This window comes from Brevundimonas sp. Leaf280 (genome assembly GCF_001422455.1).
Lineage (GTDB): Bacteria > Pseudomonadota > Alphaproteobacteria > Caulobacterales > Caulobacteraceae > Brevundimonas.
In genome coordinates, this window is sequence record NZ_LMNC01000004.1 from 124,442 (window position 1) to 150,970 (window position 26,529).

Annotated in this window: 23 protein-coding genes and 1 tRNA gene; 17 read left to right on the top strand and 7 right to left on the bottom strand. The window is 67.1% G+C overall.

Going from position 1 to position 26,529, the window contains the following annotated elements; translation table 11 throughout:
- The first annotated feature begins 9 nt into the window (after positions 1–9).
- Together ASF31_RS08795 and ASF31_RS08800 are read left to right on the top strand one after the other, a co-directional pair.
- A complete protein-coding gene (locus tag ASF31_RS08795; protein WP_055754304.1) occupies positions 10–1,761 on the top strand; it encodes a type I secretion system permease/ATPase in 1,752 nt (583 codons plus the stop codon).
- Entirely contained in the window at positions 1,758–3,101 is a 1,344-nt protein-coding gene (locus ASF31_RS08800) for an HlyD family type I secretion periplasmic adaptor subunit (protein WP_235551294.1), read from the top strand. The genes ASF31_RS08795 and ASF31_RS08800 overlap by 4 nt, the downstream gene beginning before the upstream one ends.
- 4 nt (positions 3,102–3,105) lie before the next feature.
- On the opposite strand, the gene ASF31_RS08805 is transcribed toward ASF31_RS08800, so the two are convergent.
- Entirely contained in the window at positions 3,106–4,092 is a 987-nt protein-coding gene (locus tag ASF31_RS08805) for an LLM class flavin-dependent oxidoreductase (RefSeq protein ID WP_055754305.1), read from the bottom strand.
- A 102-nt stretch (positions 4,093–4,194) separates the two neighbouring features.
- Between ASF31_RS08805 and ASF31_RS08810 the strand changes: the two genes are divergently transcribed.
- The 7 genes from ASF31_RS08810 (at position 4,195) to recA (ending at position 11,680) form a co-directional block, all read left to right on the top strand.
- Positions 4,195–4,473 carry a hypothetical protein gene (locus ASF31_RS08810; protein ID WP_055754306.1) on the top strand — a complete coding sequence of 93 codons (279 nt, stop codon included), beginning with the start codon at positions 4,195–4,197 and terminating at the stop codon, positions 4,471–4,473.
- Between the two features lie 75 nt (positions 4,474–4,548).
- Positions 4,549–5,046 (top strand): hypothetical protein, encoded by a 498-nt coding sequence (locus ASF31_RS08815; RefSeq protein ID WP_055754307.1) that lies wholly within the window; start codon positions 4,549–4,551, stop codon positions 5,044–5,046.
- A complete protein-coding gene (locus ASF31_RS08820) occupies positions 5,043–5,840 on the top strand; it encodes a PA-phosphatase (RefSeq protein ID WP_055754308.1) in 798 nt (265 codons plus the stop codon). Before ASF31_RS08815 ends, ASF31_RS08820 begins: the two co-directional genes overlap by 4 nt.
- Positions 5,840–6,790, top strand: a complete 951-nt coding sequence (locus tag ASF31_RS08825; protein ID WP_055754309.1) for a right-handed parallel beta-helix repeat-containing protein — start codon at positions 5,840–5,842, stop codon at positions 6,788–6,790. The genes ASF31_RS08820 and ASF31_RS08825 overlap by 1 nt, the downstream gene beginning before the upstream one ends.
- A gap of 67 nt (positions 6,791–6,857) precedes the next feature.
- Complete coding sequence (locus tag ASF31_RS08830; protein ID WP_055754310.1) at positions 6,858–8,708, top strand: M20/M25/M40 family metallo-hydrolase; 1,851 nt, start codon at positions 6,858–6,860, stop codon at positions 8,706–8,708.
- Between the two features lie 79 nt (positions 8,709–8,787).
- Positions 8,788–10,428, top strand: a complete 1,641-nt coding sequence (locus tag ASF31_RS08835) for an MHYT domain-containing protein (RefSeq protein WP_055754311.1) — start codon at positions 8,788–8,790, stop codon at positions 10,426–10,428.
- 169 nt (positions 10,429–10,597) lie between these two features.
- Entirely contained in the window at positions 10,598–11,680 is a 1,083-nt protein-coding gene (gene recA / locus ASF31_RS08840) for a recombinase RecA (RefSeq protein WP_055754312.1), read from the top strand.
- Between the two features lie 408 nt (positions 11,681–12,088).
- On the opposite strand, the gene ASF31_RS08845 is transcribed toward recA, so the two are convergent.
- From ASF31_RS08845 to ASF31_RS08860, 4 genes are all read right to left on the bottom strand, one after another.
- Entirely contained in the window at positions 12,089–14,281 is a 2,193-nt protein-coding gene (locus tag ASF31_RS08845; RefSeq protein ID WP_055754313.1) for a 3-hydroxyacyl-CoA dehydrogenase NAD-binding domain-containing protein, read from the bottom strand.
- A gap of 11 nt (positions 14,282–14,292) precedes the next feature.
- Positions 14,293–15,498: an acetyl-CoA C-acetyltransferase gene (locus tag ASF31_RS08850; RefSeq protein ID WP_055754314.1), complete on the bottom strand. Its 1,206-nt coding sequence runs from the start codon at positions 15,496–15,498 to the stop codon at positions 14,293–14,295.
- A 204-nt stretch (positions 15,499–15,702) separates the two neighbouring features.
- The gene (locus ASF31_RS08855; RefSeq protein WP_055754315.1) at positions 15,703–15,924 is read right to left on the bottom strand and encodes a hypothetical protein; all 222 of its coding nucleotides are present in this window, start codon (positions 15,922–15,924) and stop codon (positions 15,703–15,705) included.
- A gap of 57 nt (positions 15,925–15,981) precedes the next feature.
- Complete coding sequence (locus ASF31_RS08860; protein WP_055754316.1) at positions 15,982–17,217, bottom strand: PQQ-dependent sugar dehydrogenase; 1,236 nt, start codon at positions 17,215–17,217, stop codon at positions 15,982–15,984.
- A 188-nt stretch (positions 17,218–17,405) separates the two neighbouring features.
- On the opposite strand from ASF31_RS08860, the gene ASF31_RS08865 reads away from it, so the two are divergent.
- Positions 17,406–17,482 (top strand) — tRNA-Met (locus ASF31_RS08865).
- Between the two features lie 75 nt (positions 17,483–17,557).
- Positions 17,558–17,869 carry a hypothetical protein gene (locus ASF31_RS08870; protein WP_055754317.1) on the top strand — a complete coding sequence of 104 codons (312 nt, stop codon included), beginning with the start codon at positions 17,558–17,560 and terminating at the stop codon, positions 17,867–17,869.
- A gap of 7 nt (positions 17,870–17,876) precedes the next feature.
- Here ASF31_RS08870 and ASF31_RS08875 read toward each other — a convergent pair whose 3' ends face one another.
- Positions 17,877–18,542: a TlpA disulfide reductase family protein gene (locus ASF31_RS08875; protein ID WP_055754318.1), complete on the bottom strand. Its 666-nt coding sequence runs from the start codon at positions 18,540–18,542 to the stop codon at positions 17,877–17,879.
- On the opposite strand from ASF31_RS08875, the gene argH reads away from it, so the two are divergent.
- From argH to ASF31_RS08900, 5 genes are all read left to right on the top strand, one after another.
- Positions 18,541–19,980, top strand: a complete 1,440-nt coding sequence (gene argH, locus ASF31_RS08880; RefSeq protein WP_369814636.1) for an argininosuccinate lyase — start codon at positions 18,541–18,543, stop codon at positions 19,978–19,980. The two genes, ASF31_RS08875 and argH, sit on opposite strands and share 2 nt — an antisense overlap.
- Positions 19,977–20,207, top strand: a complete 231-nt coding sequence (locus ASF31_RS08885) for a hypothetical protein (protein ID WP_055754320.1) — start codon at positions 19,977–19,979, stop codon at positions 20,205–20,207. Before argH ends, ASF31_RS08885 begins: the two co-directional genes overlap by 4 nt.
- Position 20,208: 1 nt before the next feature.
- Positions 20,209–21,483 carry a diaminopimelate decarboxylase gene (lysA, locus tag ASF31_RS08890; protein ID WP_055754321.1) on the top strand — a complete coding sequence of 425 codons (1,275 nt, stop codon included), beginning with the start codon at positions 20,209–20,211 and terminating at the stop codon, positions 21,481–21,483.
- A gap of 49 nt (positions 21,484–21,532) precedes the next feature.
- Complete coding sequence (locus ASF31_RS08895; RefSeq protein WP_055754322.1) at positions 21,533–22,189, top strand: hypothetical protein; 657 nt, start codon at positions 21,533–21,535, stop codon at positions 22,187–22,189.
- Between the two features lie 78 nt (positions 22,190–22,267).
- Positions 22,268–23,257, top strand: a complete 990-nt coding sequence (locus ASF31_RS08900; RefSeq protein ID WP_055754323.1) for a cation diffusion facilitator family transporter — start codon at positions 22,268–22,270, stop codon at positions 23,255–23,257.
- A 4-nt stretch (positions 23,258–23,261) separates the two neighbouring features.
- Here ASF31_RS08900 and ASF31_RS08905 read toward each other — a convergent pair whose 3' ends face one another.
- Positions 23,262–24,119 (bottom strand): glutamate racemase, encoded by an 858-nt coding sequence (locus ASF31_RS08905; RefSeq protein ID WP_055754324.1) that lies wholly within the window; start codon positions 24,117–24,119, stop codon positions 23,262–23,264.
- Positions 24,120–24,248: 129 nt separating this feature from the next.
- Here ASF31_RS08905 and ASF31_RS08910 point away from each other — a divergent pair, with 129 nt between their 5' ends.
- On the top strand, positions 24,249–26,435 hold the full coding sequence (locus tag ASF31_RS08910) for a M3 family metallopeptidase (RefSeq protein ID WP_055754325.1): 2,187 nt from the start codon (positions 24,249–24,251) through the stop codon (positions 26,433–26,435).
- Positions 26,436–26,529: the final 94 nt, after the last annotated feature.

Consider the following 26,529-nt stretch of genomic DNA (forward strand, 5'->3'; position numbering starts at 1 on the left):
AAGCCCGTCGTGTTGAAGTCACTGCTTCCAGAACGTCCCGGCGCGGGACCGTTGATCGAGGCCTTCAGGGCGTGTCGGGTTCACTTCGTTTGGGCGGCCGTGTTCAGCGCCCTGATCAACTTCCTCTATCTGACGCCGACCCTTTACATGATGCAGGTCTACGATCGCGTCGTGCCGACCGGCGGTTTGACGACCCTGACGCTGATGACGGCGGTCGCGGTCTTCGCCCTGGCCTGTCTGGCGGCGCTCGACTGGCTGCGGGCGCGTCTGTTGCTGAGGGCCGGGCTGCGGCTGGACCGGCTTTTGTCCACGCGTATCCTGTCGCGGGTCGTCAACCTTCAGAGCAAGGCGCCTAATACTCAGGCGCTGCGAGAGTTCGACAATGTCCGAGGCGCCGTGTCGGGTTCAGGCGCCCTGGCCCTTTTCGACGCGCCCTGGACGCCGCTTTATCTGGCGTGCTGCTTCCTCCTGCACCCCTGGATCGGTGTGCTGACCCTGGTCGGGGGCATCGTCCTCTTCATTCTGGCCTGGCTGAACGAACGCGACAGTCGCTCCAGATTGTCAAAGGCCATCCAGTCCAGCACGGCGGCCTATGCTGCGCAGGAAAGCGTGGCTGCCCAGTCCGAGGTCGTGCGCGCCCTGGGCATGAGGAAAGCCAGCATCGCAGGACAAATCGAGCAGCGCCGCAACGCCGTCGCTCAACAGTCTGAAGCGCAGCTGGCCGGTGGAAAATACTCCGGCGCGATCAAGTTCGTTCGGCTGGTTCTACAATCCGCCGCCTTGGGCTTGGCGGCCCTGTTGGTGGTGAAAGGCCAGATTTCGCCAGGATCGATCATCGCCTCATCGGTGCTGCTCAGCCGCGCCGTCGCGCCGGTCGAGCTTCTGGTGGGGGCCTGGCCCGGTCTGGTCCAGGCGCGGGCGAGTTGGAATAATCTGGTCGATCTGTTCGGCCAGACGGAAGGAGAGGAACGACCGCGCACGGCCCTGCCACCGCCGGCGGGTCGGCTGAAAGTCGAGGGGCTCGTAGTGCGGTTGCCTGAGATCGAGCAACCATTGCTGAAGGGGGTGAGCTTGGCGCTGGAGCCGGGACAGACCCTGGGCGTGATCGGCCCCAGCGGGTCGGGCAAGACGACACTGGCGCGCGTCATCGCCGGTGCGCTGCGGCCCACAAGCGGAATCATTCGCTTGGACGGCGCCGAGTACGATGCCCGCGACGGCGATGACCTAGCTCAGTTCATCGGATACCTCCCGCAGAATCCCAGTCTGATGGCGGGCTCGATCCGTGACAACGTCTCCCGGTTCGCCGCCGCTGTCGGTGTCGAAAAGGCTATCATCGACCAAGGCGCGGTCGCTGCCGCCATGGCGGCCGGTGCGCACGACATGATCCTGCATCTGCCCAAGGGCTATGACACCGTGCTTGGCCCGCTGGGGTCTGGCGTCTCCGCCGGTCAGGCGCAGCGGATCGCATTGGCGCGCGCCCTTTATGGCGACCCCAGCCTGCTGGTGCTGGACGAGCCCAACTCGAACCTGGATCAGGAAGGCGAGAGCGCCTTGATGGTTGCGGTCGTGAAGGCCGCCGCCAGAGGCGCGGCGGTGGTCATCGTGGCGCACCGCGCCGGCGTATTGGCCCGCGTGGATCGCCTGTTGATGATGCGTGACGGCGCCGTTCAGATGGAGGGCCCGCGCGACGAAATCCTGGCGCGGATCAGTCGCCCCTCGATGCCCGTTGCGGCGTCTGCACAAAGAGGCGCCGCGACATGAGCAGCCTGATCGATAGCTTCATGCGCAAGAGCGCCGACGATGCGCCCGATTCCCCCCGGCCGGAGTTGATGCTCGGCATCGGCATCATCGTCGTCTTCTTCGTCGGCTTTTTGGGCTGGGCCGCGTTCGCGCCGCTGGATGCGGGCGCCTTTGCACAGGGTCAGGTTTCCGTTTCCGGTAATCGTCAGGCCGTTCAGCATCGCGACGGCGGGGTGGTCGGCGCTCTGATGGTCGCCGAGGGGGACAAGGTGCGGCGCGGACAGGTGCTGGTCAGGCTGAACGCCGGTGAGTTGACCGCCAGCGAACGCGGCGCCGCCAGCCAGGTGTTCGCCCTCCTGGCCCAACGGTCCCGCCTCATCGCCGAACGCGATCGGCTGCCGACCCTGCCGATCCCGCCCGAGTTCGCGGGTCTGCCGCCCGAGGACCAGGCGTTGGCCGACGAGGCCATGCGCCTTCAGCGGCTTCAGTATGCAGCACGCGGCGCGGGCCGTTCGACCGAGACGGGGGTGTTGAACCAACGCATCAGCCAGCTTCGCGATCAGATGGACGGCTACCAGCGCCAGATCGAGGCTAACGCCACGCAACAGCGCCTGATCGCTGAGGAACTGGAAGGCCTGCGATCCTTGGCTGCGCAGGGCTATGCGCCGCTGACGCGTGTCCGGGCGCTGGAACGGACGGCGGCGGCTCTTGAAGGCGAACAGGGGTCGTTGCGGGCGCAGGTCGCACGAACGCGCGAACAGATCGGCGAGGCTCGCCTTCAGACGCTGGGCGTGTCCACCAAGCTGAACGAGGATGTCGCTGAACAGCTGAGACAGGTGGAAATCCAGCTCAATGACCTGCGTCCCAAGATGATCGAGTTGCGCGACCAACTGGCGCGCGCCGAGATACGCAGCCCCGCGACCGGCCAAGTCGTCGGCCTGTCCGTGTTTACACCCGGCGGGGTCATCCAGCCGGGACAGACCCTGATGGAAGTCGTGCCCGACGAGGCGTCTCAGGTCATTGTGGCGCAGGTCGATCCTGCCGACATCGACAATCTGCGCGTCGGTCTGGATACGGAGGTCAAATTCCCCGGCCTGCGAGAGCGCAACCCACCCATCGTCCACGGCCGGGTCACGCGCATTTCCGCCGACAGCTTTACGGACGAAAAGACCGGCCGAAGCCACTATCGGGCCGAGATCGTGGTGCCCCAAGCAGAGTTGGAGAAGCTGGGCCAAGCCGCGCGATACATCCGTGCAGGTATGCCGGTCCAGGTCGTGATGCTGACCCGCAAGCGCACCGTTCTAACTTATTTGGTCGAACCGCTTGTGCAGAGCCTGTGGCGATCAGGCTCCGAGCAATAGCGGCCTAAAGCCTGTCACGCACCTCGGCCACGATCTCCAGGCTGCGGATGCGGGCGGTATTGTCGAACATCATGCCGGTGACCATCAGCTCGTCCACGCCGGTCAGGGCGATGAAGTCGGCAAGCTGGCGTTTGATCGTCTCCGGGCCGCCGATGGCGGAATAGAGCAGGCGGCCCTTGGCGCCCGCGATCTGCTGCGGCGTCAGGATCGTGGTGATGTCGTCGACGGGCGGCGGCAGCTTGCCCGGCTTGCCGGTCGAGAGGCGGGCGAAGCTCTGCTGCATCGACGTGGACAGGCGCACGCCCTCGGCGTCCGTATCGGCTGCGAAAACGTTGATCGCGGCCATGGCGTGGGGCTTGGCCAGGCGGTCCGAGGGGATGAACTCGCGGCGATACAGGGCTAGGGCCTCCAGCAGCAGTTCGGGCGCGAAATGGCTGGCGAAGGCGTAGGGCAGGCCGAGCTGACCGGCGAGCTGGGCGCTGAACAGGCTGGAGCCCAGAAGCCAGATCGGCACGCGCAGGCCGGCGCCGGGCACGGCGCGGACGGGCTGGTTCTCAGACGCCGGTTCGAACCACTGGATCAGTTCGACGACGTCGCGCGGAAACTGATCGGCGCCTTCGAAATAGCGCCGCAGCGCACGGGCGGTGGCGCCGTCCGTGCCGGGCGCGCGGCCCAGGCCGAGGTCGATGCGGCCAGGGAACAGGGTCTCCAGCGTGCCGAACTGTTCGGCGACGACCAGGGGCGCGTGGTTGGGCAGCATGACGCCGCCGGAGCCGACACGGATGCGCTCGGTCCCCGCCGCGACATGGCCGATGACAATGGCGGTGGCGGCGCTGGCGATGCCGGGCATATTGTGGTGTTCGGCCAGCCAGAACCGCTCATAGCCGAGCCGGTCGGCGGCCTGGGCCAGGGCCAGGGTTTCGTCCAGGCCGCTTCGGGCGTCGCCGCCTTCGACGATGGGGGAAAGGTCGAGAACTGAAAACGGGATCATGACGCCTAGATCGGGTCTGTCCCTCGGGGTTCAAGGGCGAGGGTCTGGAACCGCAACCGGATCAGGCGCTTTAACCTCATCTCGACGAACGGAGACTGCGTCATGACCGACACCGATCCCACCAAGCCCGAAGCGGATTGCGACGACGCCAGCGAAGCCGCCGACATGGGCGAAAAGCCGGATCTGGGTCACAAGGCGGATACGCTGATCGACGCGCTGGACGGCAGTGATTCGGGATCGGACACGCGGGCAGGCTCGCTGCGCGGCGGGTCGGCAGCAGGCACGGATGACGACCCCGATTCCGCCAAGATCAATGCGCGTCTGGCCCAAGAAGGCTCGGCCGATAAAGGGGCGGCTGACCAGGACGACGCCGCAGACTGAGCGGGCGCCTTGTCGCCGCCGCAACCATGCGCCACGGTGGCGCTCTGACCCTCTCGGTCCAAGGACGATCTCTCGATGACGCTTCGCTTGGCGGCCTCTGCGGTCGTGGTTCTGTTTTGCCTCGCAGGATGTGATCGCTCGGCCCAACCGGTCGAGGCCAAGACTGCGCCCGAAGCGTCGGCGCCGACCGTCGCCGATGCGACGCCTCCAGCAGTCGAAGCGCCCGCCGTTGTTGGGGGGGCTGCGCCCGCCGCCGCCGACGGCGCGCCGTCCTTTGCGGTCCTTTATCCCGGCGCACAGGTGGACGGGCAGCCGCTGGCCGCTGGCGGCGAGGCCGGGCCGGGCGGCCTGATCACCTTCACCACCACCGCCTCGCCGGACGATGTCGTCGCCTTCTATCGCGAGCGCGCCGAGAAGGCGGGCCTGCGCTCCGTCGCCGGAATGAACCAAGGCGACACGCGCGCCTATGGCGCGGCGGCGGACGCTGTGAACGGCGCCTCCCTGCAGGTCGTCGCCACGCCGACCGAGACCGGCGAGACCTCGGTCCAGCTTGGCTGGAGCGCTGGTCAGTGAAACGGGTCGCCGCTCTGGGTGCGGCGACGGCGATCCTGCTGGCCGTGGGATGCGCTGGCGCGCCCAATCCGGACGGCGCGATACCGACGGCGGGCTTCCTGGGCGATGAAGCGATCGCCCAACTGACGGATGCGGTTCCGCCAGCCCCAGCCCCCGGGTCCGTCGCGGACCTGGCGGACAAGGCGGCCTCGGCGCGGCTTGTGGCGCTGGAGGACGGCGATCGTTGGCTGCTGGCGACCGCCCATGCCGAATTGCGTCCGCCCTTGGCCCTGCAACATTTCGATTGCGCCTTGGGTGTCCGGCTGGGGTCGGCCGACACGCCGACGCTGGACCGGGTGATGGCGCGGATCTTCCACGATGCGAACAGTGCGGCCGAACGCGTCAAGGCGCGCCAGGCGCGGCTGCGGCCGGTCGGCGACGATCCCAACCGGCGTGCCTGCCAGACCCTGACGCCGGCGGCGAGACGCAGCGCCTCCTATCCGTCCGGCAGCGCAGCGGTCGCGACCGCCTATGGAGAGGCCTTTGCGGCTCTGGAGCCGGACCGCGCGGAGGGCGTGCGCCGGATTGGCCACGAGATCGGGGTCAGCCGCGTTATTTGCGCCATGCACTATCCGACCGATGTCGCGGTTGGAGAACAGATCGGGCGGGATGTTGCGGCCAAGGCCGTCGCCACCCCGGCCTTCCAGGTGGACATGGCGGCGGCGCGGGCGGAGCTGGCGGCCGCGCGCCGCAGCGGCCTGACCAATCCCGGCTGCGCGGCCGAGCGCGCGGCCCTGGCGATCCCTCTGCGCTGATGACGGCGGCGCTGGCCCTGGCCTTGCTGACCTTTCAGGCGCCGGCCGACCGGCCGTGCACGCCGCAAGAGGTCGCGGCGCTGACGACGCCGTCGACGCAGCCCTATCGCCTGACATGCCAAGCCGACCTGTCGGGCGTCGATATCCGCCGCCGCGTGCTGATCGAGGGCGCGGAAGGCTCAGGGGCGTCACTGGATTGCGGAGGCGGGACCATCCGCGCGCCGGACCCGGCGACGACCGCCGCCCCGACCATCGCCGTCTGGTCTCGCCGCGAGGGCGATCGGTGGTCGCGGCCGGTCGATGTGACGATCCGAAACTGCACCGTAGTCGGCAATGTGCGGATCTGGGGCATGGGGGCGGGCGGATCGATGCGCGATCTGCTGGCCTCGTCACGCACCGCCGGACACACGCAAGCGGCCCAGTCCGCTGCGCCGATCCGCATCACCCTAGACCGGGTTCGGTTCGAGGGCGTGGGGACCATTCCCCTGTATGTCGGACCCGGAGTGACGCGCACCACGGTGACGCGGTCCCGCTTTACGGGGCGTTCGACCTCGACCGCCGTCTATCTGGACGCCGAGAGCGCGGGCGCGCTGATCCAGGACAACGATTTCGATATCCGCACCGGGCGCGAGCAGATCGCGGTGGACGGGTCGGGCGCCAACCGCATCGTCGGCAACCGGCTGGCGCTGCACGGCAAGGGCGGGATGTTTCTGTACCGCAACTGCGGCGAGGACGGCGTGATCCGCCACCAGACACCGTCCTATAATCAGATTGCGGACAATCTGTTCACCGGCGCGGGGTGGCTGAGGCCGCGCGCGGTGGTGATCGGGTCGCGCGAGGGCGGGCGACGCTATTGCGGCGACGATCGCGGCTGGCCCTTCGGGTCCAGCGCGGACGACGGCGACGGCGCCGCGGGCAATCTGACTGCGCGGAACATCGTGCGGCGCTGACCGGACTCCTTGCGCAGAGCGGCGGTTCGGGGCTGATTGCGGGACAGAGCGATCAGGGGATGGGGATATGCGTTGGGTGTTGTTTCTGGCGTCACTTGTGGCGGCCCTCGGCTTGGCGGTGCTGACCGCCCAGACGCCCAAACCCCTGCCCGCCTCGGCGCCTGCGGTTCAGTTCTCAGCCGTGCGCGCCATGATGGACGTGAACCGGATCGCAGGAGCGCCGCATCCGGTCGGCTCGGCCGAGCATCGGCAGGTTCAGACCTATCTGGTCCAAAGGCTGACGGCGCTGGGCCTTCAGCCCAGCTTGGAGACCGGCGCCCTGTCGCCCGCCGCCGTCGCGCGGATCGAGCGGGAGGGTGGAAATGCGGGCGGCGTTCAGGCCGTCAATATCGTCGGGGTCCTGCCGGGGCGTGACCCCGGCCTGCCCGCCGTCGCCCTGATGGCCCATTACGACAGCGTGCCGAACTCGCCCGGCGCCGCCGACGATGCGACCGGCGTGGCCGCCATTCTGGAAGCCGTACGCGCGATCAAGGCGCGGAGCGGCGCCGAGCGGACGCTGGTGGTCCTGTTCACTGACGCCGAGGAGCTGAATCTGGACGGGGTGCGGGCCTTCTTCAGCGAGCATCCGCTGCGCGATAACATCGGCGCGGTCATCAATCTGGAGGCGCGGGGCGGCGGCGGGCGCGCCATGATGTTCGAGACCGGACCCGGCAACGCCCAGACCATCGCCCGTTACGCCCAGGCGACACAGAGGGCGACGGGCGGGCCGTCCAGCAACGCCCTGGCCATCTTCGTCTATCGGCTGATGCCGAATGGCACGGACTTCACCGTGGCGGCGGATCGCAAGCTGGCGGGGATCAACCTGGCCTTCATCGGGCGCCCGGCGCAGTACCATTCACCGTCCTCGACGCCGCAGGCGCTGGATCAGGGCAGCGTGCAGCATATCGGCTCTCAGGCGCTGGAGATGGCCGATGACCTGTTGCGGGCGCCGACCCTGCCGCAGGCGACGCAGAACGCCGTCTATGCCGACGTCTTCGGCCTGTTCGTCGTGCAGCATTCGCCGGCGACAGGCTGGCTGCTGCTCATCGTGGGGGGGCTGGCGACGGCCTTCGCCACCTGGGGCGCGCGCCATGCGACGGGCTTGAGAGCCATGTCGGTCGTACGCGGCGCGGCGGATGGCCTGTGGCTGCTGGCCAGCGCGGTGGTGGTGGGACAGGCGGTGCGCGTCCTGGCCGGGCCGATCGGCCGTCGTGTGGATTCGGCCGACCTCTATTACACCTTGCTGCGCCGCCTGCCGGTTCTCGAAATCGCCGTGGCCCTGTCCATGCTGGCCCTGGTTTTGATGCTGACCGCAGGGCGACGCCTGCTGGGCCGATGGGGCGTAGCTGGAGTGATGCTGGCCGCATTCGCGATTGCAACGGCGCTGGGCGGCTTCAGCCTGCCGGTCCTGGGGGCGACGGTGATCGCTCTGGCGCTCAGCCTGGCGCGGCCGCGGGCGCAGGACGCAGACGCCGTCTGGGGCGGCTGGCTGGGCTTGATCATCCTGGTTCTGATCCTGGGCGGCGGGGTGCAGGCGGCGGCGCCGGAAGCCGCCTTCCTGCTGCTGTGGCCCGGTCTGATCGCAGCCCTGGCCGCCGCATCGACGGCGGTGATCGGCGCCCGTCTCGGCTCGTGGGCGTCCTTCGCACCCGCCGTCGTAACGACGGCGGTGGTCGGCGGGTGGTTGCTGGTTCAGGGGCATGGCGTCTTCCTGGGGGTCGGCATGGACATGCCTGGCGCGGTGGGGCCGATCGCCCTGATGATCGCGATGCTGATCCGCCCGCTGACGCCCGGCGCGGATCGCGGCTTGCCGGTCTTCGCCGCCGCCAGCCTGGCGCTGGCCGTCGCGGTCGCCGCGGGAGCCAGATTGGTCGCTTGATCCGGATGCGTTTCGCAGTCGTCCGAGCGATGAAATCGGGCTAAGCATACCGCTGCTGTTTCTTGGGGCTTCGGCGCGCTTGCACCACCTTCACGTCAATGCCTTCACCGTCCTGTCGCTGGCGATCGCGATTCTAGGCGCGTGGACGGCGCTGGATCTGTTCAATCGCACCCGCGATCAGATCGGCGCAACGCGGTTGCGTTGGCTGGGCGTTGCGGCCCTGGCGCTGGGCGTCAGCATCTGGTCGATGCATTTCATCGCCATGCTGGGGTTCGAAGTCGAAGGCCCGGTCTTCTATGATCCCGGCCTGACGCTGGTCTCCTTCCTGCTGGCGACGGCCGGCACGTCCGCGGCCTTCCTGACGGCGGGGACGGCGCAGGCCAGCCCCTTGCGACTGGCGCCGGCGGCCCTGCTTATGGGCGGATCCATCGTCGCCATGCACTATGTCGGGATGGCGGCGATGCGGATGAACGCTGTCCTGAGTTATCAGCCCGCGCTTGTCGCCCTGTCGGTAATCGTCGCGATCGCCGCCGCCTATGCCGCTCTGATCGCGGCCCGTCAGGAGCGGGGTCTGGCCTGGCGCGCGGTCGCCGCCGTGATCCTGGGTCTGGCCATCGTCTCTATGCACCATATCGGCATGGCGGCCCTGATCCTGACCCCGATCGCCGACGCGGGGCCGGTGGAGGGCGGGGCGTCGCCGGTCGTCTTGGCGGTCGCGGTGACGACCGGGGCGGTGACGCTGCTGTTTCTCGCGCTCGGCGCCTCGATCGTCGATCAGCGGGCCAATGTTCTGGCGGCCGTGGACGCCGGCGGCGTCGGCTTCTGGGAAGCGACCCTGCCGATGAAGACGACGATGATGTCAGGCCGCGCGCGCGAAATCCTGTCCATCGATCCGTCCTGCCGCCTTGGCCCGAGCGAGGTCGGCGACCGTCTGTCGCCCGAGGATCTGCCGTTGCATCGTCAGGCGCTGGAGCGCGCCCTGGCGGGGGAGGGCGAATACGATCAGGAATGGCGTCTGCCGGCCTCTGGCCGGTGGATCCATCTGCGCGGACGCCTGATCCGCAGTCGTTCGGGCCGGCCGATCAAGATGTCGGGCGTCATCACCGACATCACCGATCGCCGCGAGGCCTTCGCCGCCTTGGCCGACAGCGAACGCTTGCAGCGATTGCTGATCAACGAACTGAATCACCGGGTGAAAAACACACTGGCCACGGTGCAGTCCATCGCCCACCAGACGGCGCGGCGCACGCCGGATGTCGCCACCTTCACCGCCCTTTTCGAGGCGCGGCTCGTGGCCCTGTCCAACACTCAGAACCTGCTGACGGCTGCGAACTGGGAGCATGTCGATCTGCGCGCCATGCTGGCTCAGGAACTGGCCCCCTATGCCGAGGAACAGGTCCGCCTGACCGGTCCGGCCGTCGATCTGAACGCGCAACAGACGTTGGGGATGGGGATGGTCTTTCACGAACTGGCGGTGAACGCCGCCAAATACGGCGCCCTGTCGAACGCCTCGGGCTGTGTGCGGATCGACTGGTCCGTGGCGGAAGGCCATCTGCTGCTGGATTGGGTGGAAAGTGGTGGGCCGGCGGTGTCGCCGCCTCAGCGCAAGGGCTTCGGTTCGGTGCTGATCGACTCGACGATCAACCGCTCGCTGCACGGCTCGGCGGTCATGACTTACGACCCCGAGGGTGCCAGCTTCAGCCTGCGCCTTCCGCTTTAGCCGGCGTCAAAAACGGTCGTAGGATTTGGCTGTTCTCGTTTTGATCGATGAGAACATCTTGTGAACTAGAACAAACCATGCACATAGTCCGCCTCACAAAACGGGGGCGGGTCCAGGCGGGTCTCTCCCAAGCTGAATGACGGGAATCATGGCAAGGGAGACGAAGGCAATGGCTTCACAGGCGGCACTCAAATTGGTGGGCAAGGACGACGGCGACAAGCAACGCGCCCTGGAGGCGGCGATCGCGCAGATTGATCGCGCCTTCGGCAAGGGCTCGGTGATGAAACTGGGCAAGGCGGGCGTGGTCGCCGAGATCGACAGCGTCTCGACCGGCTCGCTGGGCCTGGACATGGCGCTGGGCATCGGCGGTCTGCCGGTCGGGCGGGTGATCGAGGTGTTCGGTCCCGAATCTTCGGGCAAGACGACCCTGGCTCTGCACACCGTCGCGGAAGTGCAGAAGAAGGGCGGGGTCGCCGCCTTCGTCGATGCCGAACACGCGCTGGACCCGGTCTATGCCCAGAAGCTGGGCGTCAATCTCGACGATCTTCTGGTGTCGCAGCCCGACACGGGCGAACAGGCGCTGGAGATCGTTGATACCCTGGTGCGTTCCGGCGCCGTGGACATCGTGGTCATCGACTCCGTCGCGGCCCTGACGCCGCGCGCCGAGATCGAGGGCGAGATGGGCGACAGCCTGCCGGGCCTTCAGGCGCGTTTGATGAGCCAGGCGCTGCGCAAGCTGACGGCTTCGATCTCCAAGTCGAAATGCATCGTGCTGTTCATCAACCAGATCCGCCACAAGATCGGCGTCATGTACGGCTCGCCCGAGACGACGACGGGCGGCAATGCGCTGAAGTTCTACGCCTCGGTGCGTCTGGACATCCGCCGCACCGGCGCGATCAAGAACCGCGACGAGGTGGTCGGCAACACCACCCGGGTCAAGGTGGTCAAGAACAAGGTCGCCCCGCCGTTCCGCGAGGTCATCTTCGACATCATGTATGGCGAGGGCATCTCCAAACTGGGCGAGGTCATCGACCTGGGCGTCAAGGCCGGCATCATCGAGAAGTCGGGCAGCTGGTTCAGCTATGACTCCACCCGGATCGGTCAGGGCCGCGAGAATGTGCGCGAGTTCTTGAAGCAGAATCCCGACATCGCCGCCTCGATCGAAAAGGCCGTGCGCGCCTCGACCAACAAGATCGCCGACGAACTGCTGGGCACGCCCGAGCCGGACGAAGGCCAGGACCTGGAAGGCTGACGCCGGCCTCCGAGGCTGGGCGGACTGTCAGAGTCTGTCCCGGTCTCGGTCCGGTCTTTCACCGCTACTCCGTCGCCCCTAGCGACCCGCCACCGACCCCGCGAAGGGCGGCGGAGCGACCCGCTCGACCTCGTGTCGGGCGGGTCTTTTCTTTTGTGAGCGGTGCTGAGCTTTCTTTCGTCATTCCGGGCGAAGCGTAGCGGAGACCCGGAACCCAGCGGCGCGCGTGAGCGCGAAGTTGTCACGGACTCGATGCCCCGATATCCTGCGATGGAAAGATCGCCTCCGGAGCCGCTGGGTCCCCCCGGTCGCGCTTGGCGTGCCGGAGGATGACGAAAGTCAAACGCCAAACGAAAACGGGCGACCCGAAGGCCGCCCGTTCCGTCTTCTGTGGATGTCCGCGACCGATCAGGCGGCGGCCTTCTCCGGGGCGAACTTGCCGTAGAAGGTCTCGTTCTTCGCCGCCATGTCGCGCAGCAGCTGCGGAACTTTGAAGCGGTCGCCATAGGTCGCGGCCAGACGGTCGGCGGTCTCGACGAACTTGGCCAGGCCGATGCCGTCGATCATGCTGATCGGGCCGCCGGTCCAGGGCGCGAAGCCCCAGCCCAGGATGGCGCCCAGATCGGCTTCGCGCGGGTCGTCGATGACGCCCTCTTCCCAGCAACGGGCCACTTCGACGGCCTGGCGATACAGCAGGCGCGTCTTCAGTTCGTCGATCTGAGCGAAGGCGGTCGGCTCTTCCGGCTGGTCGATGCCCTTGGTGGTGGGGGCCAGTTCGCCCAGACCCTTCCAGATCGTCTTGGGCTTGCTGTCATAGTCGTAGAAGCCCTTGCCGTTCTTGCGGCCGAAGCGACCGCCCTCGACCATCTTGGCGACGATGTCGGCGCCTTCCGACGGGACGTATTTGTCGCCCAGATCCAGCGCCGTCTGTTTGGCGATCTTGTAGGACAGATCCAGGGCGACGTCGTCGTGCATCTCCAGCGGGCCGCGCGGCATGCCGGTCATGCGACCGACATTGTCGATCAGGGCCGGGCCGTAGCCCTCTTCGAGCATCGCCATGCCCTCCATCAGGAAGGTGGAGAAGCAGCGCGAGGTGTAGAAGCCGCGGCTGTCGTTCACGACGATCGGCGTCTTCTTGATCTTCAGCACATAGTCCAGCGCCCTGGCGATGGCGGCCTGACCCGTCTTTTCGCCCAGGATGATCTCGACCAGCATCATCTTGTCGACGGGCGAGAAGAAGTGGATGCCGATGAAGTCCTCGGGCCGCACCGAGGCCTCGGCCAGGCCGGTGATCGGCAGGGTCGAGGTGTTGGAGCCGAAGACGGCGCCCTCGGCCAGTTGCGCCTCGGCGCGCTTGGTCACATCGGCCTTGATCTCGCGGTTTTCGAACACCGCCTCGACGACCAGATCCGAACCCTTGATCAGCTCATAGTCGGTCGTCGCCGTGACCGAACCCAGCAGGGCGTCGTATTTCTCCTGCGTCAGCTGACCGCGCGACAGGCGCTTCTTCAGCAGTTCCTCGACATGGGCCTTGCCCTTGTCGGCGGCTTCCTGGGTCTGGTCGATCAGGATGGTTTCGATGCCGGCCAGCGCCTGCACATAGGCGATGCCCGCGCCCATCATGCCGGCGCCGATGACGGTCACCTTCTTCGGATCGGACTTGGGCACGCCCGCCGGGCGCACGGCGCCCTTGTCCAGCTCCTGCTTGGACAGGAACAGGCTGCGGATCATGGCCTGGGCCTGCGGCGTCATCAGGGTCTTGATGAAGTAGCGGGTCTCGATGCGCAGGGCCGCGTCCATCGGCACCTGGGCGCCCTCGTAAACGGCCTTCATCAGGTTCACCACGGCCGGATAGTTGCCGTAGGACTGTTTGCGCAGCATGGCGTTGCCGACCATGAAGTTCTGAATGCCGGCCGGGTGATAGGGGCCGCCGCCGGGCAGTTTGAACGACTTCTCGTCCCAGGGCTGGACGGCCTTGCCGCCGTTCTTGATCCAGACCTTGGCGGCCTCGACCGACTGGCCCTTTTCGACAACTTCATGGACGATGCCGGCGCCCTTGGCGTCGTTCGGGCGGAAGGACTTGCCCTCGCTCATCGCCATCATGGCGTTCTGGACACCGACCAGACGGGTCAGGCGCTGGGTGCCGCCGCCGCCGGGGAACAGGCCGACCTTGATCTCGGGCAGGCCCAGCTGGATCTTGTTGTCGTTCTCGACCACGCGGTAGTGGGCCGCCAGGGTGAACTCCAGCCCGCCGCCCAAAGCTAGGCCGTTGATCGCGGCCGCGATCGGCTTGCCCGAGGTCTCCAGCGCGCGGAAGGCGCCGTTCAGCTTCCAGCCGGCGTCGAACGCCTTTTGCAGGTCGCCGCCGCCCGACAGCACGCCGCCGGCCATGTCGCCCAGGTCCGCGCCGGCGCAGAAGCCCGACGCCTTGCCCGAGGTGATGACGGCGCCCTTGATGGCGTCGTCGGTCTTGATGCGTTCGACCAGTTCGGGGATTTCCTTCATCACCGAAGAGGTCAGGGTGTTCATCGAACGACCCGGCACGTCGAAGGTGACCAGGGCGATGCCGTCGGCGTCGACGTCGATCTTGAAGTTTTCCATGGGTGTGATCCTCAGACGCGTTCGATGACGGTGGCGGTGCCCATGCCGCCGCCGATGCACAGGGTGATCAGGGCGGTGGACTTGTTCGAGCGTTCCAACTCGTCCAGGGCGATGCCGGTGATCATGGCGCCGGTGGCGCCCAGGGGGTGGCCCATCGAGATGCCGCCGCCGTTCACATTCATCTTGGCGTGGTCGATGTTCAGGGCCTGCATGTAGCGCAGGACGACGGCGGCGAAGGCCTCGTTCAGCTCCCATACGTCGATGTCGTCGGGCGTCATGCCCAGCTTGCCCAGCAGTTTGCGGGTCACATATTCCGGGCCGGTCAGCATGATCGACGGCTCCGAGCCGATCGAGGCGCCGCCCAGGATCTTGGCGCGCGGCTTCAGGCCCAGAGCCTGGCCGGCTTCCAGCGAGCCGATCAGGACGCCGGCCGAACCGTCGACGATGCCGGATGAGTTGCCGGGGGTGTGGACGTGGTTGACACGATCGACCTCGGGGTAGCGCTGGTTGATCACGCTGTCGAAGGCCAGTTCGCCCATCATGGCGAAGGAGGGGTTCAGGCCGCCCAGAGCCTGCATGTCCGTATTTGGACGAATCGTCTCGTCATGATCCAGGATGGTCAGGCCCAGCTGGTCCTTGACGCCGATCACCGAGTTCTTGAACCGGCCCTCGGCCCAGGCCTTGGCGGCGCGCTTGTGGCTCTCGACCGAATAGGCGTCCACGTGGTCGCGGCTGAAGCCGTATTTGGTGGCGATCATGTCCGCCGACACACCTTGCGGCACGAAATAGGTCGGGAAGGCCGAGGAGGGGTCGGTCGGCCAGGCGCCCATGTCCGAACCCATCGGCACGCGGCTCATGACCTCGACGCCGCCGCCGACGGCGAAATCGGCCTCGCCGGACTTCACCTTGGCCGTCGCCATGTTCACGGCTTCCAGGCCCGAGGCGCAGAAGCGGTTGATCTGGACGCCCGCCGTATATTGCGACCAGCCGGCCGAGAGCACGGCCGTGCGCGCGATGTCGGCGCCGAGTTCGCCCACGGGCGTGACGCAGCCCAGGATGACGTCATCGACCTTGGAGGTGTCCAGGTCGTTGCGATCGCGCAGGGCTTCCAGCACCTGGGTCGCCAGGCTTAGGCCGGTGATCTCGTGCAGCGAGCCGTCCTTCTTGCCCTTGCCGCGCGGCGTACGGACGGCGTCGTAGATATAGGCGTCAGCCATGGAAGTGCGTCTCCATCTTTGGGCTCATCCTCAACGTGCGGCAGGTCGCGGCACGACGGACAAGGCGGTTCCAAGCGTGGACGCCAAGAACCCTACGTTTACGTCAACGTCAAGTAATAAGCCGCGTGATCGCGGCCGCTTGCGGCGGATGCTTTGACTGACTGAAGGTATGAGAGCGTGGGAACGCCGGCCGAGCGCCCGCTGTCAGCGAGGCGGAATACGGGTGGCACCGCCAGTGATCTTGCAGGCGTATTCGGTCTGGGGACGGCCGGTCTGAACGCCAGTCGGCGTCAAAATGCCTTGGTCACGCGTGCAGGCGGCCTCCAGAGCGTTCAGGTCCTGTTGATAGCTATTGGTCGCGCCCATCGTGCCGCAGCCCGAAAGCAGCGGCAGGACAACGGCGGCGGAAAGGATGAGGATACGCATGTTTCGCTGCTCCCTTTGGAGCGTCACCGCTCCGCATAGCCCCCCGGCCCTCAAAGACTACTGCGTCGCCGACAGCCTGACCAGCTTGCCATTCTGCTCGTCGGTGATGGCCCAGATCGACCCGTCGGCGCCGACCGCCACGTCGCGGATGCGTTCGCCTAGGTCTGTCAGCAGGCGCTCTTCGCCAACCACCCGGTCATTCTGGATGACCAGACGCGCAATGTGTTTTTCCTTCAGGCCTGCGACCAGCAGGTTTCCGTCCCAGCCGGGGAACATGGCGCCCTGATAGAAGGTCGCGCCGCCCGGCGCGATGACTGGATCCCAGTAGTAGACGGGCTGTTCGGTGCCATCCTTTTGCGTCGCGCCGCTGTTGATCTGACCGCCCGCATATTCGACGCCGTAGGCCGCATCCGGCCAGCCGTAGTTGGCGCCGGCCTTGTCCAGATTGACCTCGTCGCCGCCGCGCGTGCCGTGTTCAATGGTCCAGATCGCGCCCGTCCCTGGCTGAACGGCGACGCCCTGAACGTTGCGGTGTCCCAGGCTCCAGATTTCCGGCAGGGCGCCGGCGCGGCCGACGAAGGGGTTGTCCTGCGGGACTGTGCCGTCGGCGTTGATGCGGATGGTCTTGCCCATGTGCGAGCCCAGATCCTGCGCCTGGGGCCGCATCGGCTTGTCCGAGCGTTCGCCCAGTGTGATGAACAACTTGCCATCCGGCGCGAAGGCCAGGGACGACCCGAAATGCTTGTCGCCGTCATAGACGGGCAGGGCGCGGAAGATGACCTGGACCTTCTCGACGCGCGATCCGTCGTCTGACAGACGCCCACGCGCGACCGAGGTGGCGTTGCCGCCCTCGCGCGGTTCGGCATAGCTCCAATAGATCATGCGATCCTGCGCGAAGCTCGGTCCGACGATCACATCCAGCAGGCCGCCTTGACCGCGCGCATCGACGGCGGGCAGGCCCGCGACCGGTTCGCTGACCTGGCCCTGGGCGGTGATGATGCGCAGACGACCCGGCTTTTCAGTCACCAGCCAGCGATCGTCGGGCAGGGCCGCCAGACCCCAGGGGTAGACAAGGTCCGAGGCGACCACCGTATGGGTCATGGCCTCTTCGGTCTTGACGCCCGGCGCGCGGGTCTGGCCAGCGAAGGCCGGTTGCTGATCGGGATTGTTCGCCGGACGGGTTTCCAGCGGGGCCCCGGCCTGAGGCGCAGCACCGGCGCTTTCGCTATTTGCGCCACAGGCGGCGGCGAGAACGAGCAGGGATGTCGAGGCGGCGGCGACGATCAGGCGCATGAAGGGCGAGCTCCGGCTGGGCTGTGGGCGGTCGCTAGGAAACGGCGGGGCCAGCGTTACCGTTCCTGTGGCAGGGCGTCTTGCGCTCTATCGCCGCAGGTTCTGGTCCGAGACGACTTGAACCGCGCGCCCGACGGCGATATAGGCACGCCTCTTTCGCGCTGGCCCCGGCCTCGCGCAGGGCCCGGGACTGGGTAGCTCAGATGGTTAGAGCGGTGGATTCATAACCCACAGGTCGGCGGTTCGATCCCGCCTCCAGTCACCACCTCATTCCCGCTGCAACCTGCGCCGTTGTGCTGCGTTTTCCGGTCGACATTTCAACCTTGACCGGAGTTTCGTCGTGACGATCCGAACTAAAGCCCTGATGGCGGCCGTCGCCGCAATGACGCTGGGTGCTGCCGCCTGCACCCAGGCCGAGCAGGAAAAGACCGAGGCGCATGCCGAGGCTGCGGCCGACAAGACGGCCGATGTCGCGTCTCAGGCCGGAGAAGTGATCGAAGGCGGCGCGATGAAGGCGGCGCAGGCGGTCGAGAGCGGCGCCGGCAAGGTCGCCGACAAGCTGGAAACCGAACAGGCCGAGGCTGCGGCCGAGGGCAAGCCTGGCGCGATCAATCCCGCGACCGACCAGCGCGTGCCGGCCAATAACAACTAAAAGTCGATCAGGCGGGAGGCGGCGCGCCGCCTTCCGCCAGGATCGCATCGATCAGGGCGTGGGCTTCTTGGCTGGACCAGTCCGCCTCGCCCTTCATGACAGCGCGGATGCGGCCCTGACGATCCAAGATAATGGTCTGCGGCATGGCGCCCTTGCCGGGAAACTCGAACGGCAGCTGGAATTTGGCGTCACTGTAAAACGGCAGGGGCGCGTGGTCGGCCAAGAAACGTTTCGCCTCGGCTGCGGCGTCGGGCGTGGCGTCTACGTTGATCGGCAGGACGACCAGATCCTCGTTCGTCTCATAGGCCTTCGCCAGCGCCTGAAGCGTGGGCATTTCCGCCTTGCAGGGTGCGCACCACATCGCCCAAAGGTTGACGACTACGACCTTGCCCTGGAAGGCCGAGAAGCGGACGGCTGTGCCCGTGCGATCGCGGAACGCGTATTCGGGCGCCGGGTTTGACTCGGCCGGGGTCGACAGCGCGGCCAGGGATCCGACCGCGAAGCGCGCCAAGTCGCTTTTTGGCGCCGCAGCGGCGGTTGTGGTCTGTTCGACTTGCGCCTTCTGGCGATGATTGGCGTATAGCGACATCGCCATGCCGCCGGCGCCGGCGATGGTGCTGACGACGACGACCGCGCCGACGACCGCCCAGATCGCCTTTCTTGAGCCGCTCATGACCGAAACACCTTCTTCCGACGCCAATCCATCCGGCGGTTCGACTGCGCCGGTGAAGCCCGCGGGTCAAGACATGTGGGGCGGACGCTTTTCGTCGCGCCCCGCCGAGATCATGCAGGCGATCAACGTCTCCATCGGCGTGGATCAGCGCCTGTGGCGTCAGGATCTGGCCGGATCGCGAGCCCACTGCCGCATGCTGGCCAAGCAGGGCATCATCGCGCAGGCCGATGCGGACGCGATCCTGGGCGGGCTGGAGGTCATCCAGTCCGAGATCGAGGCCGGGACCTTCCCGTTCCGCGACCAGTTCGAGGACATCCACATGAATGTGGAGGCGCGCCTCAATGAACTGATCGGCGAGCCGTCGGGTCGGCTGCACACGGCGCGCAGCCGCAACGATCAGGTCGCCGTCGATTTCCGCCTGTGGGTGCGCGACGCCTGCGATCGCTCGGTCGCGCAGTTGAAGGCCTTGCAGGCTGCGCTGCTGACGCGCGCCGAGCAGCATGCGGGCGACCTGATGCCCGGTTTCACTCATCTGCAGACCGCCCAGCCGGTGACCCTGGGTCACCATCTGATGGCCTATGTCGAGATGTTTGGCCGTGATGCCGGACGTTTCGCCGACGCTCGCACGCGGATGAATGAAAGCCCGCTGGGGGCGGCGGCCCTGGCCGGTTCGCCCTTTCCCATCGATCGCCAGGCGACGGCGGCGGATCTGGGTTTCGATAGGCCGATGGCCAACAGCCTGGACGCCGTGTCGGACCGCGACTTCGCGCTGGAAAGCCTGGCCGCCGCCTCGATCACGGCCGGGCATCTGTCGCGCTTGGCTGAGGAGATCGTGGTCTGGATGACGCCGATGTTCGGTTTCGCCAGCCTGCCCGACGACCTGACCACCGGCTCGTCGATCATGCCGCAGAAGCGCAATCCGGATGCCGCCGAACTGGTGCGGGCCAAGACCGGGCGGATCATGGGGTCTCTGGTCGCCCTGTCCACGGTGATGAAGGGCCTGCCGCTGGCCTATTCTAAGGATATGCAGGAGGACAAGCCGCCGGTGTTTGAGGCGTTCGACGCCCTGGACCTGGCCCTGGTCGCCATGACGGCAATGGTGTCGGCGCTGCAACCGAATACCGAGCGGATGGCCCAGGCGGCGGGCGCAGGCTTTTCCACCGCGACGGATTTGGCCGACTGGCTGGTGCGTGAACTGAACCTGCCGTTCAGGAAGGCGCACCACGTGACCGGCGCGGCGGTCAAACGGGCGGAGGGGCTGGGCGTGGATCTGTCGCAACTGCCGCTGGAAGAAATGCAGAAACTGGAGCCGGGGATCACCGAAGCGGTTTACAAGGTGCTGACCGCCGAGGCTTCGTGCCAAAGCCGCCAAAGCTATGGGGGAACCGCGCCGGAACAGGTCCGTGCGCGCATCGCCGACTGGAGAGCCCGCCTGTGAAAAAATCTCTGATCCTCGCGGGCGCGCTCGCGCTTCTGACCTCCGCCTGCGGCCGGATGGCCGATCTGGAATCGCCGGTGCGCGAGACCGAGCGTGCGCCGCGCAGCAGCCGCGCGCCGGGGCTGCCCGAGCCGGCGACCATGAACCGTCCCTCCAGCAGCGTGCCGATCGACGGCGGCCCGTCCGACCCGATCGGCGCCGGCGCCGCCCAGAACGACCCGCGGTAAGTTGCACCATTTCGACCTGAAGGACGGCGCCCTCCATGCCGAGGGCGTGCCGCTGGAGCTGATCGCGGACGAGGTCGGCACACCGGCCTATGTCTATTCGACCGCGACCCTGAAGCGGCATTACGGCCTGCTGCGCGCCGCCGCCGATGCGCATCGAGACGCTCTGGGCGAGGCCCTGATCGCCTTTGCGGTCAAGGCCAACTCCAACCTTTCGGTGTTGGCGACCCTGGCGAAACTGGGGTCCGGCGCGGACACCGTCTCCGAGGGCGAAATCCGCCGCGCCTTGGCCGCCGGCGTGCCGTCCGATCGGATCATCTTCTCCGGCGTCGGCAAGACCGATGTGGAAATGGCCTTCGCCATCAGCGTCGGCGTGCGTCAGATCAACGTCGAATCCGGCGCCGAGCTGGATCGGCTGATCGCCGTTGCAGCCATGATGGATGCGTCGCCGGCCATCGCCGTCCGGGTCAATCCGAACGTGGGCGCGGGCGGCCACGCAAAGATCACCACGGGCGGCAAGGGCGACAAGTTCGGCGTGCCGGTCGAGGAGGCGATGGAGCTTTACGCCCGCGCCTCGGCCTCGCCCCATGTCACGCCCGTCGGGCTGGCGTGCCATATCGGCAGCCAGATCACCGATCTGGCGCCGCTGGAATCCGCCTTCACCGTGCTGGCCCAGATGACGCGCGACTTGCGGGACCAGGGTCATGCCGTGACCCGGCTGGACCTGGGCGGCGGGCTGGGCGTGCCCTATTCAGGCGGGACCGAACCGCCGTCACCGGCCGACTATGTCGCCATGGCGGCGCGGGTTCTGAACGGACTGGACGTCGAGGCGGCGTTCGAGCCGGGTCGCCTGTTGGCCGCCAACGCCGGGGTGTTGCTCAGCCAGGTGATCCAGGTCAACGAACGCTCGGACGGACGGCGCTTTTTGGTGCTGGACGCGGCGATGAACGACCTGATGCGGCCGGCCCTGTACGACGCCTTCCACGACATCCAGCCGGTCAATCCGCGCGAGGGCGGGGCGACGGCCTATGACGTGGTCGGGCCGGTGTGCGAGACGGGCGACACCTTCGCGCGTGACCGCGCGCTGCCGCCGCTGGAGGCCGAGGACCTGATCGTCTTCACCGGTGCGGGGGCTTACGGCGCGGTGATGTCCAGCGAATACAACAGCCGGCCCTTGATCCCGGAGGTGCTGGTGGATGGCGATCAGTGGGCCGTGATCCGGCCACGCCCGACCTATGAAGAGATGCTGGACCGCGAGCCGTTCGCCGATTGGCTTTGACTGCCGATTCTTCTCGACCGTTATAAAGTAACACGCTATAGGGCCGGTCATGTCCCCCGGTCCCGAACAGTCCGTCATGCTTTCCCTGCTGGGCGGCGGCTTTGTTGCGGCCTTTCTGCATGCGGCCCTGCCGACCCACTGGCTTCCCTTCACCCTGGTTGGGCGGGCGCAAGGCTGGCGACCGTCGCGGATCCTGATGGCGGTGATGGCGGCGGGTCTGGCCCATATCGCCACGACGGCGGTGGTCGGTGGTCTGATCGTGGCGGCGGGTCTGGCGCTGGATCAGTGGATTGAGGGCGTGCTGCCCCACCTGGCGGCGGTGCTGCTGTTCCTGTTCGGCGCCTTCTATCTGGCGCGTGCGACCCTAAAGCGCCCGGCCATGGCCGGTGGTCCCGCGGTCGAGACGCCCGAGCCGGCCGTGTCGGACAAGGCCGCCTTCCTGGGTCTGGTCGCCATGATGGCGGTTTCGCCGGGCGAAGTGCTGCTGCCCATCTATCTGTCTTCGGCCTCGGCGGGGCTTGGCGCCCTGGCGCTGCTGACGGTGGTGTTCGCGGCGGGGACGATCGCCGGCATGGCGGTCTTCACGGCCCTGGCCAGCGCCGGCGCCTCGATCCTGCGGCTGGAGCGATGGGCGCGATATGAGGGGGCGGTGCTTGGCGTGGCCTTGATCGCTCTCGGCCTCGTTGTCGCCATGCACCAACACTGAAGCGATATTACATAATAACATTCAATGCGTTATCATGTAGCGGCTTGGCTGTTTCGCCAGAGGGCGTATAGGCGAGCCATGAACGCCGCGCACGACCACAGCCCCAGCCACCGGCATGACCACGATCATGCGGATCACGGCCATGGGCATTCTCACAGTCACCACGGACACAACCACGGCCACGGCGGTCATAGCCACGGCCCAGTGGACACCGGCGACTGGCGCTATGCCGTCGGACTGGTGGTCAATCTGCTGTTCGTGGCGTGCGAGTTCGGCGCGGGGCTGATCGCGGATTCTACCGCCCTGTTGGCCGACGCCGGGCACAATCTGTCGGACGTGCTGGGCCTGGCCATGGCGGGCGGTGCAGCTTGGCTGGCGCGACGCGGCGCACATGGGGCGGCGGGCGGTCGGCGGACCTATGGGTTTGGCAAGGCGACGGTCCTGGCGGCGCTGGGCAATGCGCTGCTGCTGATCTTCGCCTGCGGGGCCATCGCGTTCGAGGCCGTGCGGCGATTCAACGAGCCTGCGCCGGTCGGCTCGGGCGTCATCATGGCGGTCGCCGGCATCGGGTTCGTCATCAACCTGGGCACCGCGCTGCTGTTCATGAAGTCGCAGCACGACCTGAATGCGCGCGGCGCCTATCTGCACATGATGGCCGACGCGGGCGTGTCGCTGGGCGTGGTGCTGGCGGGCGGGCTGATCATGATGACCGGCTGGTCGGTCGTCGATCCGCTGGTTAGCCTGGCGATCGTGGTCGTGATCCTGTGGTCGACCTGGGGCCTACTGAAGGACTCGGTCAATCTGGCCATGGACGGCGCCCCGACGGGCGTGGACGTGGCGGCTCTGGAGCAGGCGCTGGTCGGCCTGCCGGGCGTGCGAGCCGTGCATGATCTGCACGTTTGGGGACTGTCGACGACCGAGACGGCCCTGACCGCCCATCTGGTCCACGACCGCGCGGACACGGCGGCCCTGATCTGCGAGGCCCAGGCCGTGGCGAAGCGCTACGCCATCGGCCATACGACATTGCAGCTGGAGACCGAGCCGCTGCCGGATTGCCCGGGCTGCTGAACCCTTAGGCCTGTTCGAACGTCACCGGCGCGCCCCAGAATTGGGACACCAGTTCCGACTGCGGCCCGGCCTGGCCGGTGGTCAAGAAGTCGCGGCGCCCGCTGTCGCCCAGATCGTATTCCGGGTGCGCCTTGAAATAGCGCTCCAGCGCATCCGCCACCGCCGTCGGCTGTTCGATCAGAACGGTGCCGGCCGGCAGGGCCTGGGCGAACAGTTCGGCGACGATCTCATAGTGGGTGCAGCCCAGGATGGCCTTGTCCGGGTGGCGGCCGATGCGGCGACGCAGCGCATCGACGTGGTCGTCGATCACCACCTTCAGCTCCTCCGGCGGCGCACCCAGCTCGATCAGACCCGCCAGGCCGGGGCAGGGCTCGGAAAAGACGGCGATGTCCTCGCGCCGCTTGTCGATCTCGATCTCATAGACGCGGCTTATGGCCGTGGCGGCGGTGCAGAAGACGCCGGTGATGTCGATGGAGGCGACCTTTTCGCCTTCCTGCGGGCGCTCGGCCTCGAAGCTCCAGGGCTTGCCCGTCGCCGCCTCGATGGTCGGGACGATGATGCCGAGGATATTGACCGGGCGGCCAAGACGCTCGCGCAGACCCGGCAGCCAAGTCTGTTGCAGACGGCGAAGCGCAATGGCGCTGGCGGTGTTGCAGGCCAGGACGACGACGGAGGCGCCGGCGTCGAACAGCCGCTCGCAGCCGATTTTCGTCAGTTCGACGATGTCTTCGCCGCCGCGCCCGCCATAGGGGGCGTGGGCCTGGTCGGCTAAATAGACGAAGTCCCGCTGGGGGAAGCGTCGGGTCAGTTCGCGGTGGACGGTCAGGCCGCCCACGCCGGAGTCGAAAACGCCAATAGCCATGGCCCGGCTTTAGAACAGTGCGACGACGTATCCAACCGGATTGGCGACAAGTTTATCCCCGCGTCAGGTGACGGGCGCGATCCGTGCGCCTAAGTGTATCACAACCATGATCTTGTTTCGGAGCATTCCATGCATAGACGCCAGCTTCTCATCGCGGGCGGCAGCCTGATGGCCCTGTCGGCCTGCGCTTCCACAGGCGCGACCTCGGGCGGGTCCGCTGCGGCGCCGTCCGCCGCCAGCGTCGCCGAGGAAGCGCGCATCGCCCGCGCCGTCCTGCCCAGCCAGACGCCGCGCGCCGAGCTGCTGCAGGCCTGGACTGGGAAGTATGATGGCGTTCCGCCCTTCGACAAGGTGACGCCGGCCAAGCTGCGCGAAGCCATGCTGGAAGGCATCGAACTGCAACGCGCCGACATCGCCGCAATCGCCAACAACCCCGAGGCCCCGACGTTCGCCAACACCATGGCGGCGCTGGAGCTGGCCGGCGAGCCGCTGGACCGGGCGTCCAATGTCTATGGCGTGATGACGTCCAATATCGGCGGCGAAGCTTATGACGCGGTCGACACCGAACTGTCACCGTTGCTGTCCGCTGCTTCGGACGAGATCACCTTCAACGAGAAGCTGTTCCAGCGGGTCAAGACCGTCGCCGACACCGCGGACGCGGCGGGCCTCAGCGCCCAGCAGAAGCGTCTGGCCGAGCGTCGCCGCGATGCCTTCATCCGTTCGGGCGCCAATCTGGACGCGGCCGGCAAGGCCGAACTCGGCCGGATCAACACCGCCCTGTCCAACGCCTTCACCCGCTTCGGCCAGAAGGTCGTCGCTGATGAGAATTCCTGGACCCTGATCCCGAACGAAGCCGGTGTGGCGGGCCTGCCGGCCTCGAACAAGGCCGCCGCCGGCGGCGCGGCGCGCAGCCGCAACCTGCAGGGCTGGGCGATCCTGAACACGCGTTCGGCGGTCGATCCCTTCCTGACCTTCGCTGACGACCGGGCCCTGCGCGAGCAGGTCTGGAAGAAGTTCGTCAATCGCGGCGACAACGGCGACGCCAACGACACCAACTCGACCATCGCCGAGATCGTGAAGCTGCGCGACCAGCGCGCCAAGCTCTTGGGCTATCGCAACCACGCCGAACTGCGCATGCAGGACACGATGGCCAAGACCCCGGCCAATGCTCAGGCCCTGATGGATCGCGTCTGGGCGCCGGCCAAGGCCCGCGTCGCCGAGGAAGTCGCCGACATGAAGGCGATCGCCGGCTTCGACATCGAGCCGTGGGACTACCTCTACTTCGCCGAGAAGGTGCGCAAGGCCAAGTACGACCTGGATCAGAACCAGCTGAAGCCCTACTTCGAGCTGAACGCGGTCCGCGCCGGCTCCTTCGCCATGGCCGAGCGCCTTTACGGCTTCCAGTTCAAGAAGCTGCCCACGGGATCGGTGCCGACCTTCGAGCCGGACGTCGAGGCCTATGAGGTCTATGACAAGAGCCGCGATGGCCGCCTGATCGGCTTGTACTACACCGACGACTACGCCCGTCCGGGCAAGCGTTCGGGCGCCTGGATGACCACCTATCGGTCGTTCTCGCAGCTGGACGGCGCCAAGGTCATTCTGGCGTCGAACAACAACAACTTCACCAAGCCGGAGCCGGGCGAGCCCGTGCTGATCTCGCTGGACGACGCCGAGACCCTGTTCCACGAATTCGGCCACGCCCTGCATTATCTGTCGTCGGTGGTGACCTATCCGTCGTACGGCAATACGCCGCGCGACTTCGTCGAATATCCGTCGCAGGTGCACGAGCACTGGGTGCTGAGCCGCCCGATCCTGGACGGCTATCTGAAGCACTATCAGACGGGCGCGGCCATGCCGGCCGAACTGGTCAACAAGATCGAGGCCGCCGCCACGTTCAACCAGGGCTATGCGACCGTCAGCTATCTGTCCTCGGCCATCGTGGACATGGACCTGCACACCCAGGCCGTGCCGCCGACCGACATCGACGCGTTCGAAAAGGCCAGCCTGGCGCGGATCGGCATGCCCAGGGAGATCGTGATGCGGCACCGCCTGCCGCAGTTCAATCACCTGTTCACGTCAGACGCCTATTCGGCGGGCTATTACAGCTATCTGTGGTCCGAGACGATGGACGCCGACACCTGGGCCTATTTCGAAGAGTCGGGCGACGTGTTCAATCCAGACATCGCCGGCCGCTTCAAGTCGATCATGCTGGCGCCGGGCAACACCACCGATCGCGCCGAAGCCTATCGCGCCTTCCGCGGTCGCGACCCGGACGTGGCGGCCCTGCTGAAGGTCCGGGGCTTCCCGGTTTCCTGATCAAGGGCATTCCGTTCTTCGGGACGGATAAGGCCTTGGTCAAAGCCGCCTATCTATAAGTCGGACGCCGCCGGACGATCTGTCCGGCGGCGTC